This is a genomic window from Rhodanobacter denitrificans (assembly GCF_000230695.2).
GTDB classification, from domain to species: domain Bacteria; phylum Pseudomonadota; class Gammaproteobacteria; order Xanthomonadales; family Rhodanobacteraceae; genus Rhodanobacter; species Rhodanobacter denitrificans.
Map to the genome: position 1 here is coordinate 253,633 of NC_020541.1, position 13,906 is coordinate 267,538.

10 protein-coding genes are annotated in these 13,906 nt (G+C 69.0%); 5 read left to right on the forward strand and 5 right to left on the reverse strand.

Translation table 11 applies throughout. The annotated features are described in order from the left end of the window. Positions 1 to 59: 59 nt before the first annotated feature. Positions 60 to 6,710: a putative Ig domain-containing protein gene (locus R2APBS1_RS01050; RefSeq protein WP_015446519.1), complete on the reverse strand. Its 6,651-nt coding sequence runs from the start codon at positions 6,708 to 6,710 to the stop codon at positions 60 to 62. A gap of 283 nt (positions 6,711 to 6,993) precedes the next feature. Between R2APBS1_RS01050 and R2APBS1_RS01055 the strand changes: the two genes are divergently transcribed. From R2APBS1_RS01055 to R2APBS1_RS01070, 4 genes are read left to right on the forward strand one after another with little or no spacing between them, the layout of a single operon-like run. After that, a complete protein-coding gene (locus R2APBS1_RS01055) occupies positions 6,994 to 7,494 on the forward strand; it encodes a phage tail protein (RefSeq protein WP_015446520.1) in 501 nt (166 codons plus the stop codon). A 14-nt stretch (positions 7,495 to 7,508) separates the two neighbouring features. Next, complete coding sequence (locus tag R2APBS1_RS01060) at positions 7,509 to 8,039, forward strand: phage tail protein (protein WP_015446521.1); 531 nt, start codon at positions 7,509 to 7,511, stop codon at positions 8,037 to 8,039. A gap of 31 nt (positions 8,040 to 8,070) precedes the next feature. Next, positions 8,071 to 8,604, forward strand: coding sequence for a phage tail protein (locus R2APBS1_RS01065; RefSeq protein WP_007508865.1), 534 nt, complete (start codon positions 8,071 to 8,073; stop codon positions 8,602 to 8,604). Further along, positions 8,601 to 9,158, forward strand: a complete 558-nt coding sequence (locus R2APBS1_RS01070; protein WP_015446522.1) for a GNAT family N-acetyltransferase — start codon at positions 8,601 to 8,603, stop codon at positions 9,156 to 9,158. Before R2APBS1_RS01065 ends, R2APBS1_RS01070 begins: the two co-directional genes overlap by 4 nt. On the opposite strand, the gene R2APBS1_RS01075 is transcribed toward R2APBS1_RS01070, so the two are convergent. The 3 genes from R2APBS1_RS01075 to dtd all read right to left on the reverse strand — a co-directional run bounded on the left by R2APBS1_RS01075 (position 9,151) and on the right by dtd (position 12,107). Then, complete coding sequence (locus R2APBS1_RS01075; RefSeq protein ID WP_007508868.1) at positions 9,151 to 9,444, reverse strand: DUF6916 family protein; 294 nt, start codon at positions 9,442 to 9,444, stop codon at positions 9,151 to 9,153. The genes R2APBS1_RS01070 and R2APBS1_RS01075 overlap by 8 nt on opposite strands. Before the next feature lie 177 nt (positions 9,445 to 9,621). Further along, entirely contained in the window at positions 9,622 to 11,499 is a 1,878-nt protein-coding gene (gene rpoD / locus R2APBS1_RS01080; protein WP_007508871.1) for an RNA polymerase sigma factor RpoD, read from the reverse strand. A 167-nt stretch (positions 11,500 to 11,666) separates the two neighbouring features. After that, the gene (gene dtd / locus R2APBS1_RS01085; protein ID WP_007508873.1) at positions 11,667 to 12,107 is read right to left on the reverse strand and encodes a D-aminoacyl-tRNA deacylase; all 441 of its coding nucleotides are present in this window, start codon (positions 12,105 to 12,107) and stop codon (positions 11,667 to 11,669) included. 104 nt (positions 12,108 to 12,211) lie between these two features. On the opposite strand from dtd, the gene R2APBS1_RS01090 reads away from it, so the two are divergent. Next, positions 12,212 to 13,105 (forward strand): LpxL/LpxP family acyltransferase, encoded by an 894-nt coding sequence (locus tag R2APBS1_RS01090; RefSeq protein WP_015446523.1) that lies wholly within the window; start codon positions 12,212 to 12,214, stop codon positions 13,103 to 13,105. 52 nt (positions 13,106 to 13,157) lie between these two features. Here the strand turns inward: R2APBS1_RS01090 and R2APBS1_RS01095 are convergent, their stop codons facing one another. Then, positions 13,158 to 13,904 (reverse strand): pteridine reductase, encoded by a 747-nt coding sequence (locus R2APBS1_RS01095; protein WP_015446524.1) that lies wholly within the window; start codon positions 13,902 to 13,904, stop codon positions 13,158 to 13,160. Positions 13,905 to 13,906: the final 2 nt, after the last annotated feature.

Consider the following 13,906-nt stretch of genomic DNA (forward strand, 5'->3'; position numbering starts at 1 on the left):
AGGATCGGCGCGTACCGTGTGGACGGCGGCAACGACGTTCGTCGCTGCCGCCGTGCCGGTCACGGTGGCAGCGTCTTCTGTACGCTGAGCAGGATGCTCTGGTTGTCGCGGCTCGTGTTGTCCAGCTGGTTCTGGTATTCCGCGCGCAGCGACCAGCCCTTGAGCGTCTGCAGCGCGATGCCTGCGCCGAGCAAGGTGTGGTTGCGGGATTGGCGGGCCAGCGTGGCCTGGTACAGCGGACCGGACGGCAGGTCCGCATAGCGCATCGCCGCCTGGCTGGAGCCTTGCAAGTCGTGGCCGAACTCCGCGCGCAGCTGCGGCGCCCATACGCCGTAGTCGCGCTGGACCGTCCATCGCGCCAGCAGGCCCACGGTGGCGGTGCTGGTCTTGACGGTCTGGTCCCGGTAGCTCAGTGCGAACACGGCGTCGCCGGTTTCGGTGTAGCCGTCGAGCGTCGCGCGGGCGATGTCCAGCCTGCCGTAGGGCGTGAGCAGCATGTCGTCCGCCTGGTGCCGGTAGCCCACCGAGAACGAGGCGAACCACTGCTTGCCGTCGCGGCTGCCGCGCACCGTGTTGCCGTTGTCGGTGACGAAGCGGCGCGCGTCGAACTGCAGCCACTGGTAGCCGACCAGCGCGTCCATGTAGGCCGATTCACCGGGCCGGTAACTGCCGTAGGCGGCGACGTTGTAGCTGTCCACGGTGCTGCGGCTGCCATGCTGGCCGATGTCGGAAGCATCGTGGCCGTAGCCGACGCCCAGGCCCAGCGCGAGCGACTGGGTCAGCTGCTTGTCCGCGCCCAGGCTGAGGCCCGAGGTGGTGAAGTCGACGCCGTTGTAGCTGGCGCCGGGCTTCAGCTTGCCGAAGTTCATCGCGCCACCGGCCCAGAAGGCAAGGCCGTCCGGCGCGCCGCTACTGGAGGCTGCAGGAACGGTTGCCGGGGCGTCTGCGGGCGCCAGGAAGGGATCGCCGCCGCCGCCCATCACCTGCTGCTGCAGGCCGGCTAGCGTGTCGCTGCGCCGCTGGCTGCTGGCGGAACTCATGGTGATGCCGTTGCTGAAGCCGGCGCGGCTGCCGCTGTCGTGCAGGCTTTCCAGGCGGCGCTGGAAGTTGCCGATCTGGCCCATCGCCATGCGGCGTGCCGCCTCGGCCTGGGCTTCCAGCACGCCCAGCACTTCGGCGTTCTTCGACGGATCGCCGCGCAGCATGACGGTAACGTCGACCGTGCCCGGTGCGGAGGTAGCGAACGCGTTGCTCAGCGTATAGGCGATCTGCGCCACGCCATCGAAGCTGGCGGCGGAGGTGAACGCCAGCGCGTAGCCACCGCCGCCGGTGGATACGATGGTGGCCGAACCGGCGTTCGCCGGCGAAATGGACACCACATTCGCAGCCGTGAACGGACCGCCGTGCGCTTGCGCGACAAGGTCGACCTGTACCGTGGTGCCGGCGTTCGCCGTTGCCGTCAGCGCGGCTGCCACCGGACGCGGGTTGACCGTCACCGTGACGTGGGCCGGTGGCGAGGTGCCGAAGACGTTGCTCAGCGTGTAGTCGAAGCCGAACGTGCCCGAGGCGTTCGCGGCGGCGGTGTAGACGATGTCGGTGCCCTGTGTCGTCGCCGTACCCGAGGCTGGCGTGTTCACCACCGCAGCGGCGGTGAATGGACCGTTGCTTGCACCCGTGGCCGCATGGATCGTGACCGACGCGCCGGCCAGTACTGAGACGCTCTGCGCCGCCGCGACCGGCACGGCCAGCGGCGTCACCGAGACGCTGACCGTGGCCGGCGACGAAATCCCGCCAGGGCCAGTCGCGGTGTAGGTGAAGCTGTCGCTGCCGAAGAAGCTGGCCGACGGCGTGTACACCACATGCAGGCCGCTGACCGCCGCCGTGCCGTGCGCAGGCGCCTGCGCCACCGCGATGCTGGTGATCGGGCCGGCGTCATTGGCCGTGACCGCGATGGTGACCGGCGAGTTGGCCGGTGTCGTGGCGGTGTCGTTCACCGTGACCGGCACGGGCTGGTCGATGCCCAGCGAGTAGGCCTGGCTGCCGGTGAAGCCGAAGCCGTCGGTTGCGCTGACGGTGAAGTTGTAGTTGCCGGCCGTGGTCGGCGTGCCGGACACCGTGCCGGCGCTGCTCAAGGCGATGCCCGGCGGCAGCGCGCCGGAGGCGAGGCTGTAGGTATAGCTGCCGTTGCCGCCGCTCGCGCCCAGCGCCTGACTGTAGGCGACGTTGGCCTGGCCGTTCGGCAACGTGGCCGGGGTGATGGTGATGGTCGGTGCGGCCACGGTGAACGTGTAGGCCTGGCTGCCGCTGAAGCCGAGGCCATCGGTCGCGGTGACGGTGAAACTGTAGTTGCCCACCGTGGTCGGCGTGCCGGACACCGTGCCCGAGCTGCTCAAGGCGATGCCGGGCGGCAGTGCGCCAGAGGCGAGGCTGTAGGTGTAGCTGCCGCTGCCGCCGCTGGCGCTCAACGCCTGGCTGTAGGCGACGCCGCCGCCGCCCGCCGGCAGCGTCGCCGGCGTGATCGCGATGGTCGGCGCGGCCACGGTGAGCGTGTAGATCCGGCTGCCCGAGAACGGTGCGCTGGTGCCAGTGCTGCTGTCAGTGGCCCTGAGCGTGAAGTTGAAGCTGCCCGCTGCCGTCGGCGTGCCGGACAACGTGCCTGTGGACGACAGTGCCAGACCCGACGGCAACGTGCCGGCGACGACGGAATAGGTATACGGTGCCGTGCCGCCGCTGGCGGTGAAGGCATGAGTGTAGGGGGTTTCCGCTGTGGCGTTGGCCAGCGCGCCTGGGTCGAGCACCACCGTGCCCGCGCCGACCGTGACGCTGTAGGCCTGGCTGCCGGTGAAGCCACTGCCGTCCGTTGCGGTGATGGTGAAGTTATAGGTTCCCGCAGCTGTGGGCGTGCCGCTCATGACGCCGGAGTTGACGTCCAGCGACAGGCCTATCGGCAGTGCGCCGGAGCTCACATTGTAGGTAAAGGTGGCTGGTTGGCCTTCCGATGCGGTGATGGTCTGGTTGTACGCGACGCCGACCGCCGGTGCCGGCAGGATGCCCGGCGACAGCGTGATGGTCGGCACGGCCACGGTGAACGTGTAGGCCTGGCTGCCGGTGAAGCCGAAGCCGTCGGTCGCGGTGATGGTGAAGTTGTAGTTGCCGGCCGTGGTCGGCCTACCGGACACGGTGCCGGCGCTGCCCAAGGCGATGCCGGGCGGCAGCGCGCCGGAGGCGAGGCTGTAGATGTAGCTGCCGTTGCCGCCGCTCGCGCCCAGCGCCTGACTGTAGGCGACGTTGGCCTGGCCGTTCGGCAACGTGGCCGGGGTGATGGTGATGGTCGGTGCGGCCACGATGAAGGTATAAGCCCGGCTGCCGGTGAAGCCGAAGCCGTCGGTCGCGCTGACGGTGAAGTTGTAGTTGCCGGCCGTGGTCGGCGTGCCGGACACCGTGCCCGAGCTGCTCAAGGTGACGCCGGGCGGCAGCGCGCCGGAGGCGAGGCTGTAGGTATAGCTGCCGTTGCCGCCGCTCGCGCCCAGCGCCTGACTGTAGGCGACGTTGGCCTGGCCGTTCGGCAATGTGGCTGGGGTGATGGTGATGGTCGGCGCGGCCACGGTGAACGTGTAGGCCCGGCTGCCGGTGAAGCCGAAGCCGTCGGTCGCGCTGACGGTGAAGTTGTAGTTGCCGGCCGTGGTCGGCGTGCCGGACACGGTGCCGGCGCTGCTCAAGGTGATGCCGGGCGGCAGCGCGCCGGAGGCGAGGCTGTAGGTGTAGCTGCCGTTGCCGTTGCCGCCGCTCGCGCCCAGCGCCTGACTGTAGGCGACGTTGGCCTGGCCGTTCGGCAACGTGGCCGGGGTGATGGTGATAGTCGGTGCGGCCACGATGAAGGTATAAGCCCGGCTGCCGGTGAAGCCGAAGCCGTCGGTCGCGCTGACGGTGAAGTTGTAGTTGCCCACCGTGGTCAGCGTGCCGGACACCGTGCCCGAGCTGCTCAAGGTGATGCCGGGCGGCAGCGCGCCGGAGGCGAGGCTGAAGGTGTAGCCGCCGCTGCCGCCGGCGGCACTCAAGCTCTGGCTATAGGCAGCGCCACCGGTGCCCGCCGGCAGTGTGGTCGGCGTGATCGCGATGGTCGGTGCGGCCACGGTGAGAGCGTAGCTCTGGCTGGCCGTGAATGGCGCGCCGGTGCCGGTCGAGCTGTCCGTGGCCTGCACGGTGAAGTTGAAGCTGCCGGCGGCGGTGGGCGTGCCGGACAGCACGCCGCCGGAGGATAGCGCCAGGCCCGCCGGCAGCGCGCCCGCCGTCAGCGTGTAGGCATACGGCGCGGTGCCGCCGTTGGCGGTGAAGGTGTGCGTGTAGGGCGTTTCCGCCGTGGCGTTGGCCAGCGCCGCCGGGGCCAGCACCACCGTGCCGGCGCCGACCGTGACGCTGTAGGCCTGGCTGCCGGTGAAGCCGCCGCTGTCAGTCGCGGTGAGCGTGAAGTTGAAACTGCCCCCCGCGGTCGGCGTGCCGCTGATCACTCCCGAGTTGGCGCCCAGCGACAGGCCCGTCGGCAGCAGGCCGGAGCTCACGTTGTAGGTGAAGGTGGATGGGCTGGCTTCGGATGCGGTGATCGCCTGGCTGTACGCGTTACCGACCGCCGGTGCCGGTAGGGTGCCCGGCGACAGCGTGATGGTCGGCGCGGCCACGGCGAGGGTGTAGTTGCCCGACACGGTGAAGGGCGCGCCGGTGCCGGTCGAGCTGTCCGTGGCCCGCACGGTGAAGTTGAAGTTGCCCGCCGCGGTCGCCGTGCCGGACAGCGCGCCCGCGGACGACAGCGTCACGCCCGGCGGCAGGGCGCCCGCGACGATCGCATAGCTGTATGGCGCGGTACCGTTGGCGGCGGCGAACGTGGCGCTTGCCGGCGAGCCGGCGGTGCCGTTGATGGTCGTCCCGGATGCGGGCGCCAGCGTCAGCGTGGGTGCGCCCACGGTGATGCCGTAGGCGCGGCTGCCCGTGTAGGGGCCAGTGCCGGTACTGCTGTCGGTCGCGGTAATGACGAAATTGAAGCTGCCGGCGGCCGTCGGCGTGCCGGTGATCGCGCCGGTGCTGCTGACGGTCAGGCCAGGCGGCAGCGCGCCGGCGGTGACGGCATAGGCATACGGAGCGGCGCCGCCGGATGCCGTCACGTTCTGCGAATACGCCGCGGCCACGCCAGGGTTGGTCAGCGAGGCAGGCGCAATCGAAATAGTCGGGGCGTTCACCGTCAGCGCCAGCGAGCCGCTGGTGGCGCTGAACGGACCGGTGCCGGTGCTGCTGTCGGTGGCGGTCACGGTGAAATTGAAGCTTCCACCCGCGGTGGCCGTACCCGACAGCGAGCCGTTGCTGGCCAGCGTGATGCCCGCCGGCAGGCTGCCGGAGGCGATGGCGTAGGTGTACGGCGCCGTGCCGCCGCTCGCGCTGGCGAGCGACTGGCTGTAGGCCGCGCCGACGGTGGCCGCCGGCGGACTGGCCGGCGTGTAGCTGATGGTCGGCGGCGGTACGGTGATGGTCACCGTGGCCGGTGATGACGTGCCGCTGGCGTTGGTGCCGGTATAGGTGAAGCTGTCCGGGCCGGCGTAGCCGGCGGCGGGAGTGTAGGTGATCGAGGTGCCGCTGGCGGTGGCGGTGCCGTGCGCAGCCTGTGTAGCGACGGCGACCGAGGCCGGCGCACCGCCGGTGAAGTTGAGGGTGATCGGGTTGCTGGTACTGCCGTAGGCCACCGTGGCACTCACCGGGTTGGCGACCGGGGGCGGCAGGTTCTGCACGGTGATGGACAGGTTGTTGGCCGAGAAGTACGGCCCGGGGGCGCCGCTGCTGTCCGTGACGCGCACGGTGAAGTTGGTAGTGCCGCTCGCAGTGGGCGTGCCGCTGATGGTGCCGTTGCTGGCCAGGGTCAGGCCGGCTGGCAGCGTGGTGCCGCCGTCCAGCGTGTAGGTGTACGGCGGCGTGCCGCCGGCGGCGGTCAGCGTGAAACCGTAGGGTCGGTTGATGACCGCCGCCGTGGGCGTGTTGGTGACGACGACGCTCGGCGCACCGATGGAGACCGAATAGCTCGCCGTACCAGTGACGCTGGCGCTGTCGGTGGCCGTGATCGAGAACGCATAGCTGCCCTGCGTGGTCGGCGTGCCGGAGATCGTGTTGCCGCTGAGTGTCAGGCCCGGCGGCAGGGAAGAACCGCTGGTGACGGCGAAGGTGTACGGCGCGGTGCCGCCGGTGGCGCTCAGGGTCTGGGTGGCGTAGCTGACGGCTACGGTGCCCGAGGGCATCGTCGCCGGCGAGAGCGTGATGGGCGAGGTCTTCGGGGCGATGTGTACCGTCACCGTGACGAAATTGATGCCCGAGCCATCGTCGTACCGGAAGGTATCCGTCGTGGCGCCGTCGTTGTTGTTGGAGTAGCTGATCTGCGAGGCCGCGTTGCTGGTGACTGTCGCCGTGCCGTGGTTTGCCAGCGACGTGATGTTGCCGATGCCGAAACCGGGGCTGGCGCTGCACGCCGTGACGTCCATGCTGATCGTCGTGCCGGGCGCCATCGGCGATCCGGAGGAGGCATTGGACGGCGTATAGGCCGTGCAGACCGCACGCGACAGGCCCGGCAGCGCCAGCATGCCGCACACCAGCAGGAAACTTGTCCACCGGCCGAATACGCTACGGCCGAGCCCATGGCGCATCGCGTCGCGATGCTTCGACTCCGGATGCCACATGACTTGTCCCCTGTTTGCCCGTGTTCCGTTGGGCGGACGCCTGGCGGCGCGTTGTGAAAGCTGCCGTGGCTCGCGAACGAGCAGCCACGGTACCGGACCTCTTCGCCGGACGGTCGTGAGCCCTGCCTGGCGGTTCTGTCTTTTCCTTTCAGTGCCCCTCGAGGGCGGCCGCGGCATATTGTGGCTTTGTGCACGAAGAGCTTGTCAAGCCGTCGGGTATGCGCAAGAGTGCGCGGGCCGGCCGGGGACCTGTCGCCGGAACCATCCAAGGGGAGAATCACTCATGTCGCAACCCTTTCTCGGGCAGGTGATGCCGGTGGCGTTCAACTTTGCGCCCAAGGGATTCGCTTTCTGCAACGGCCAGTTGCTGCCGATCAACCAGTATCAGGCGCTGTTCTCGCTGCTGGGTACCCAGTTCGGCGGCAACGGCACAACGAACTTTGCCTTGCCCGACCTGCGCAGCCGCACCCCGCTGGGTTCCAGCAACGGCACGGATGTCGGCCAGGCCGGCGGCGTCGAGAACGTCGCGCTGTCGAGCGGGCAGATTCCTGCGCACAATCACGCCTTCAACGCGAACACCGCCGCGGGCACCACGCGCATTCCCGGCAACGGCGTGCTGGGTGCCGCCGGCTCGCTCAGCATCTACGGCAGCTCCGGTGGCCCGCAGATTCCGCTGAACGTGCTCGACGACGCTGGGCAGACGCTGCCGCATTCGAACCTGCAGCCATACACGGTGCTGAACTTCTGCATCGCGCTCAATGGCATCTTCCCCTCGCGCAGCTGACCGGAGCTCCCGCCATGTCCACACCTTACGTTGGCGAGATCCGCCTGTTTCCCTACAACTTCGCACCGAATGGCTGGTTCGACTGCGACGGCCGCCTGCTGCCCATCTCGGAATACGATGTCCTGTTCAGCCTGGTCGGCACCGTCTACGGTGGCGACGGCGTGAATACCTTTGCGCTGCCCGACCTGCGCGGCCGCGTGCCGATCCACCAGGGTGCGGGGCCGGGCATGGGAACCTACGTGCTGGGCCAGCTGGCCGGCACCGAGACGGTCACGCTGCTGCCGAACCAGCTGCCGGCCCACAGCCATGTCTTCTACGCGGCGGATTCGGCGGCAAGCTCCGCCGCGCCGTCCGCCACACTCCAGCTGGGGGCCGTCAGCGGAGACACGCTGTACACGAACAGCACCGCAGGCATCGCCAGCGGCGACCTGGCCGCGACGGCCGTCGGTTCCGTGGGGGGCAGTCAGCCGCACGACAACACCATGCCCACGCTGACCGCGCGTTTCTGCATCGCCTGGGCCGGCGTCTACCCGTCGCAGGGTTGAGCGCCGTCGACCGACTACAAGGACATCATTCATGAGCGATCCCTTCATTGGCGAGATCCAGATCTACGGCTTCAACTTCGCGCCCCAGAACTGGGCCCTGTGCCAGGGCCAGTTGATGCCGATCCAGCAGAACACGGCGCTGTTCTCGCTGCTCGGTATCCAGTTCGGCGGCAACGGCACCACCAATTACCAGTTGCCGAACTTCACCGGCAACGTGGCGTGTGGCCAGGGTCAGGGCGCCGGGCTGACGCCACGCATGGTCGGCGAAACCTTCGGCTCGGACAGCGTCACCCTGCTGCTCAATGAGATGCCGGCACATGCCCACGGCGCGCGCGTCTACAACCAGCCGACGGCCGCCAATCGGGCCGGCGTTCCGGCCAGCGGCGATGCCGTCATCACGCCGCAGTCGGTGGCGATGCTGACCAATACCAACGCGGTCAACACCACCTTGCCGATCCAGACGGTCGGCATGACCGGTGGCGGCCAGCCGCACGAAAACCGGCAGCCGTACCTGACGCTGAATTTCTGCATCGCGCTGTCGGGGGTGTTTCCTCAGCGCCCGTGAGCGCAGCCGGGACGTTGAACTTTCCCCCGAGCCGGGCGGCCTGGCTGCCCGCCTCGGGGGAAAGCCTTCCGGCAGGGGTGGGCTGGCGCGACGCGCATGACCAGGATCTGCCGTTCCTCCGCCGCCTCTACGGCGAGGTGCGCGCCGCCGAACTGGCCGCGGTGCCGTGGCCCGACGCCGTGCGGCAGGCTTTCCTGGACAGCCAGTTCGCACTGCAGCACCTGCACTACGCCACGCATTTCCAGCCGGCGGATTACCTGGTGATCGAGGATGCGGGGAGGCCCATCGGCCGCCTGTACCTGTACCGCGACCCGCGGGAGGTCCATGTCATCGACATCGCGCTGCTCGCCGCAGCGCGAGGACGCGGCATCGGTTCGGCGCTGCTGCGGCAGGTGCAGCAAAGTACGCTGCGCGATGGCCTGGGCAGCGTCATGCTGCATGTCGAGCAGCGCAATGCCGCGGCGCGCAGGCTCTACGAACGCCTGGGATTCGCCGTCGAGGAGGGCATCGGCGGCCACCTGCGCATGCGCTGGATCGCCGCCATGCTCAGTTGAACAGCGCCTGGTAGATGAAGCCATCGCGGTCGCGCGCGATCGGCACCAGGAAGATGCCGAACTCGCCCACGCCGTCGTGGCGCATGGTGTAGGTGCGCTGCGGGAAAAGCACCGCCGATTCGTGGCGGAACAGCAGGGAGAATGGCTCGCGCACCATGCCGGCGACCGGCTGGTACGGCAGTGGCCGCGCCTCGACCAGGACGAAGGGCGTGCTCATCTGGTCGATCTCGACCCTGAAGGTCTCGTTGAGATGGCCCGCGAAGTGGTCCAACCGAAAAAATTGCATGACGTTCCCCCTGGCCGTCGAGCATGCCCAAGCCGGGCCGGGCTTTCAACACGTGTCCGGTGCGCGCCGTCGCTGAAGGACGAGCCGCGCCTTCCTGGCGAGCCGGTCGTGCGTTCCCGGGGCGACAACAAGAAGCCCCGCGTCGGCGGGGCTTCTTCGTCATGCCGGCGTCGCCGCTTACTCGACGTCGAGGAACGAGCGCAGCTGTTCCGAACGGCTGGGGTGGCGCAGCTTGCGCAGCGCCTTGGCTTCGATCTGGCGGATCCGCTCACGGGTGACGTCGAACTGCTTGCCGACTTCCTCCAGCGTGTGGTCGGTGTTCATGTCGATGCCGAAGCGCATGCGCAGCACCTTCGCTTCGCGCGGAGTGAGGCCGGCGAGCACGTCGCGCACGGTTTCCATCAGGCCGGTCTCGGTGGCCGAGTCGATCGGCGAGCTGGCGTTGCCGTCCTCGATGAAGTCGCCCAGGTGGGAATCCTCGTCGTCGCCGATCGGGGTTTCCATCGAGATCGGTTCCTTGGCGATCTTCAGCACCTTGCGGATCTTGTCCTCGGGCATCTCCATTTCCTTGGCCAGTTCCTCCGGCGTGGCCTCGCGGCCGAACTGCTGCAGCATCTGGCGGGAAATGCGGTTCAACTTGTTGATCGTCTCGATCATGTGCACCGGGATGCGGATGGTGCGCGCCTGGTCGGCGATCGAGCGGGTGATCGCCTGGCGGATCCACCAGGTGGCGTAGGTCGAGAACTTGTAGCCGCGGCGGTATTCGAACTTGTCGACCGCCTTCATCAGGCCGATGTTGCCTTCCTGGATCAGGTCGAGGAACTGCAGGCCGCGGTTGGTGTACTTCTTGGCGATCGAGATCACCAGGCGCAGGTTCGCCTCGACCATTTCCTTCTTGGCGCGGCGCGCCTTGGCCTCGCCCGAAGCCATGGCGCGGTTGATGTCCTTGATGTCGATCAGCGGCAGGAACAGCTTGCGCTCGATCGCGGCGAGCTTCTCCTGCTCGGCGTCGATCGCCTCGCGGTGGACCTTGATGTTCGGCGACCACTTCTGCCGCTTGCGGCTCAGCTCGGCGACCCACTCGAGGTTGCCCTCGTTGCTGGGGAACGCCTTGATGAACTCGGCCTTGGGCATCTTCACCTGCTTGACGAAGATGTCCATCAGCACGCGCTCGTGGTGACGGATGTCGTTGACCACCTCGCGCAGCTTGCGCACGAAGCCGTCGATCAGCGCGCTGGGCAGCTTGAGCTTGAGGAACTCCTCGGCCATCAGGTCGCGCAGCTTGACGATCTTCCTGTCGGTGATGCTGGCGGCTTTCGGCGCGGCCTTCTGGAACTTGGCGTAGTGCTCGCGCAGCAGTTCCATGCGGCGCTTGACCTCTTCCGGGTCGGGGCCGCTGGGGCCGGCTTCTTCCTCGTCCTCGGTGGCGGTGTCATCGTCGTCGGTGTCGGCATCGTCGTCACCGACCTCGGGCTCGGGCGCCAGCAGCGCGGCGGCTTCCTTTTCCTTGCGCGCGAGGTCGGCGGCTTCCTCCAGGTCGAGGAAGCCGGCCAGGATCTCGCTGAGACGGCGCTTGCCGTCCAGATGCTGGTCGTATTCCTCCAGCAGCAGCTCGATGGTCAGCGGGAAGCTGGCCAGCGCGGTCTGCACCTGGCCCAGGCCTTCCTCGATGCGCTTGGCGATGGCGATCTCGCCCTCGCGGGTCAGCAGCTCGACGGTGCCCATTTCGCGCATGTACATGCGCACCGGGTCGGTGGTGCGGCCCACTTCGGAATCCACTGCGGAGAGCAGCGCCACGGCTTCTTCGGCGGCGGCCTCGTCGTCGGTGCTGCTGCCGGCCTTGTCGGCCAGCGGGTCGGTGTCCGGCGCGGCGTCGTGCACTTCGATGCCGACGCCCTTGAGCACCGCCATGATGTCTTCGATCTGCTCGGGGTCGACGATGTCGTCGGGCAGGTGGTCGTTGATCTCGGCGTAAGTCAGGTAGCCCTGCTCCAGGCCCTTGGAGATGAGCGCCTTGATCTCAGACTGTTGCTCGTGGGGAGCTTTGCTATTCATTCACCGACCGCCGCAGGGTTCAAGAACCGGACATTATAGCGATGTGCTGCTTTTTTGACCAGTTTTCAAGTGGAAAAAGATCGCTGGAGGACACGCAAAAATCGCGCCAGACCGCCGTATTGCCGTGCATCGCCGGGCTCGATCCGGCGAGGCGTCGCACCCGCCGTTCAGCCGGTGTCGAGCCGGAAGGTCACCGGGCCGTCGTTCACCAGCCGGATCACCATATGGGCGCCGAAGCGCCCGGTTTCCACCCCCGGGTGTGCGGCGCGGGCCAGTTCCAGCAGCCGCTCGAACCAGCGCCGGCCGTGCTCGGGCGACGCCGCGCCGGTGAAACTGGGGCGCATGCCGGAGCGGGTGTCGGCGGCGAGGGTGAACTGGCTGACCAGCAGCAGGTCGCCGCCGGTGTCGGTGAGCGAGCGGTTCATCTTGCCGTCCGCATCGGCGAACACGCGGTAACCGAGCAGGCGCTCCAGCATGCGCTTCGCCTGCGCCTCGCCGTCGTCGGGTTGCACCGCCACCAGGGCCAGCAGGCCGGGGCCGATCGCGCCGACCGTTTCGTCGCCGACACTGACGCTGGCGGACAGGACGCGCTGGATCAGGGCGATCATTCTCTGGCGGCGGGGCGAGGCGAAGGACCGGCAAAGCATACGAGGTTGCCGGTTCGGCGCAAGTCGGCGGGTCGCGGCGCGCCGCCCGCTACACTGGCGACCCTATGCGTATCGACATGTACCTCGTCTACCTGCTGCTGCGCCTGCTGGCGCTGCTGCCGCTGCGCACGCTGCATGGCCTGGGCGCAGCGCTGGGCCGGCTGCTGCTGTGGCGTGGCGGCCGCACGGTGCAAAACACCGCGGCAAACCTGGCGATCGCGCGCCCGCAGCTGGATGACAGGGCGCAGGTCGCGCTGTTGCGCGAGGTGATGGCCGAGAGCGGCAAGTCGGCCAGCGAGATCGTCAAGGTCTGGGGCGCCGGCGCCGAACGCGCGCTGGGGCTGGTACGCGAAGTGCGCGGCGAGGCGCTGCTGGATGCCGCGCTGGCCGCGGGCAAGGGCGTGATCATCGCCGCGCCACACCTGGGCTGCTGGGAGCTGCTGAACTACTGGCTGTGCCGCAAGACGCCGATGGCGATCCTGTACCGGCCGCCGCGGATTGCCGCGATCGAGGGCCTGCTGCGCAAGGTGCGCGGTGCGCTGGCGCCAGAGCAGGTGCGTGCCGACGGTGCCGGCGTGCGCACGCTGTACAAGCGGCTGGCCGCCGGCGGCACGGTCGGCATCCTGCCGGACCAGAAGCCGCGCGCGGGCGAAGGCCAGATCGCGCCGTTCTTCGGCCGCGACGCGCTGACCATGGTGCTGCTGCCGCGGCTGGCCGCGCGCACCGGGGCGACCGTGCTGTTCGCATTCGCCGAACGGCTGCCGCGTGGCGCCGGCTACCGCATCCACCTGCTGCCGGCGCCGGCGGGGCTGACCGAGCCCAGTCTGGACACGGCTTGCGCGGCTCTCAACCGCGGTGTGCAGGCATGCGTGGAGCTGGCTTTCACGCAGTACCAGTGGCAATACAAACGCTATTCGGCGGACGGCCTGGTCAGTCCGTACGACCGCCAGGACGGCTAGCCGCGTTCCGAAGGGCGGCAGCGTCGGGCCGCGGTGGAACGTGCCGCACCACTCACACCGACAGGGTGCGTCCGCCGTCCACGCGGATGACCTGCCCGGTGACGTACGGCGCATCGCGCAACAGCCACAGCACGGCGCCGGCGACGTCCTCGGGCGTGCCGGCGCGCTGCAGCGGCGTGCGCGCCAGCATCGCCTGCTGGTCGGCGTACGGCTTGCCGTCGCTGGGCCACAGCACCGCGCCGGGCGCCACGCCGTTGACGCGTATGTGCGGGGCCAGCTCCAGCGCCAGCGAGCGGGTCATCGCGGCCAGCGCGGCCTTCGCCATGCAGTACACGGTGTGCTGCGCCAGCGGCCGCTCGGCGTAGATGTCGACCAGGTTGACGATGCCGCCGCGCGCCTGGTGCAGCGCCGGGATCGCCGCCTGGCTGAGAAAGAATGGCGCCTGCGCGTTGGAGGCGAACAGCGTGTTCCACTGCGCCGGCGTCGCCGTGCCCAGCGGGGTGGGGAAGAACGCCGAGGCGTTGTTGACCAGCGCGTCGAGCCGGCCGTAGCGCGCCAGCAGTTGTTCGAGCAACGCCGGCAGGGCCGGCAAGTCGGCCAGCTCGGCCTGCAGCAGCAAGGTGCTGCCGCTACGCCGGCGTTCGAGTTCGTCGGCCAGCGCGCGGGCGTCGTCGCCGGAACAGCGGTAGTGCAGCGCCAGGTCGTACCCCGCCGCGTGCAGCGTGCGCGCCGTCACTGCACCGACGCGGCGGCTGGCGCCGGTGATCAGCGCGACGGGACGATCGTGGCGTGGCGGCATCG

Bases quoted from the DNA above. Each gene is read 5' to 3' on its own strand.
- R2APBS1_RS01050 (WP_015446519.1), bottom strand. From the start codon at position 6,710: ATGTGGCATCCGGAGTCGAAGCATCGCGACGCGATGCGCCATGGGCTC.
- R2APBS1_RS01055 (WP_015446520.1), top strand. From the start codon at position 6,994: ATGTCGCAACCCTTTCTCGGGCAGGTGATGCCGGTGGCGTTCAACTTT.
- R2APBS1_RS01060 (WP_015446521.1), top strand. From the start codon at position 7,509: ATGTCCACACCTTACGTTGGCGAGATCCGCCTGTTTCCCTACAACTTC.
- R2APBS1_RS01065 (WP_007508865.1), top strand. From the start codon at position 8,071: ATGAGCGATCCCTTCATTGGCGAGATCCAGATCTACGGCTTCAACTTC.
- R2APBS1_RS01075 (WP_007508868.1), bottom strand. From the start codon at position 9,444: ATGCAATTTTTTCGGTTGGACCACTTCGCGGGCCATCTCAACGAGACC.
- rpoD (WP_007508871.1), bottom strand. From the start codon at position 11,499: ATGAATAGCAAAGCTCCCCACGAGCAACAGTCTGAGATCAAGGCGCTC.
- dtd (WP_007508873.1), bottom strand. From the start codon at position 12,107: ATGATCGCCCTGATCCAGCGCGTCCTGTCCGCCAGCGTCAGTGTCGGC.
- R2APBS1_RS01090 (WP_015446523.1), top strand. From the start codon at position 12,212: ATGCGTATCGACATGTACCTCGTCTACCTGCTGCTGCGCCTGCTGGCG.
- R2APBS1_RS01095 (WP_015446524.1), bottom strand. From the start codon at position 13,904: ATGCCGCCACGCCACGATCGTCCCGTCGCGCTGATCACCGGCGCCAGC.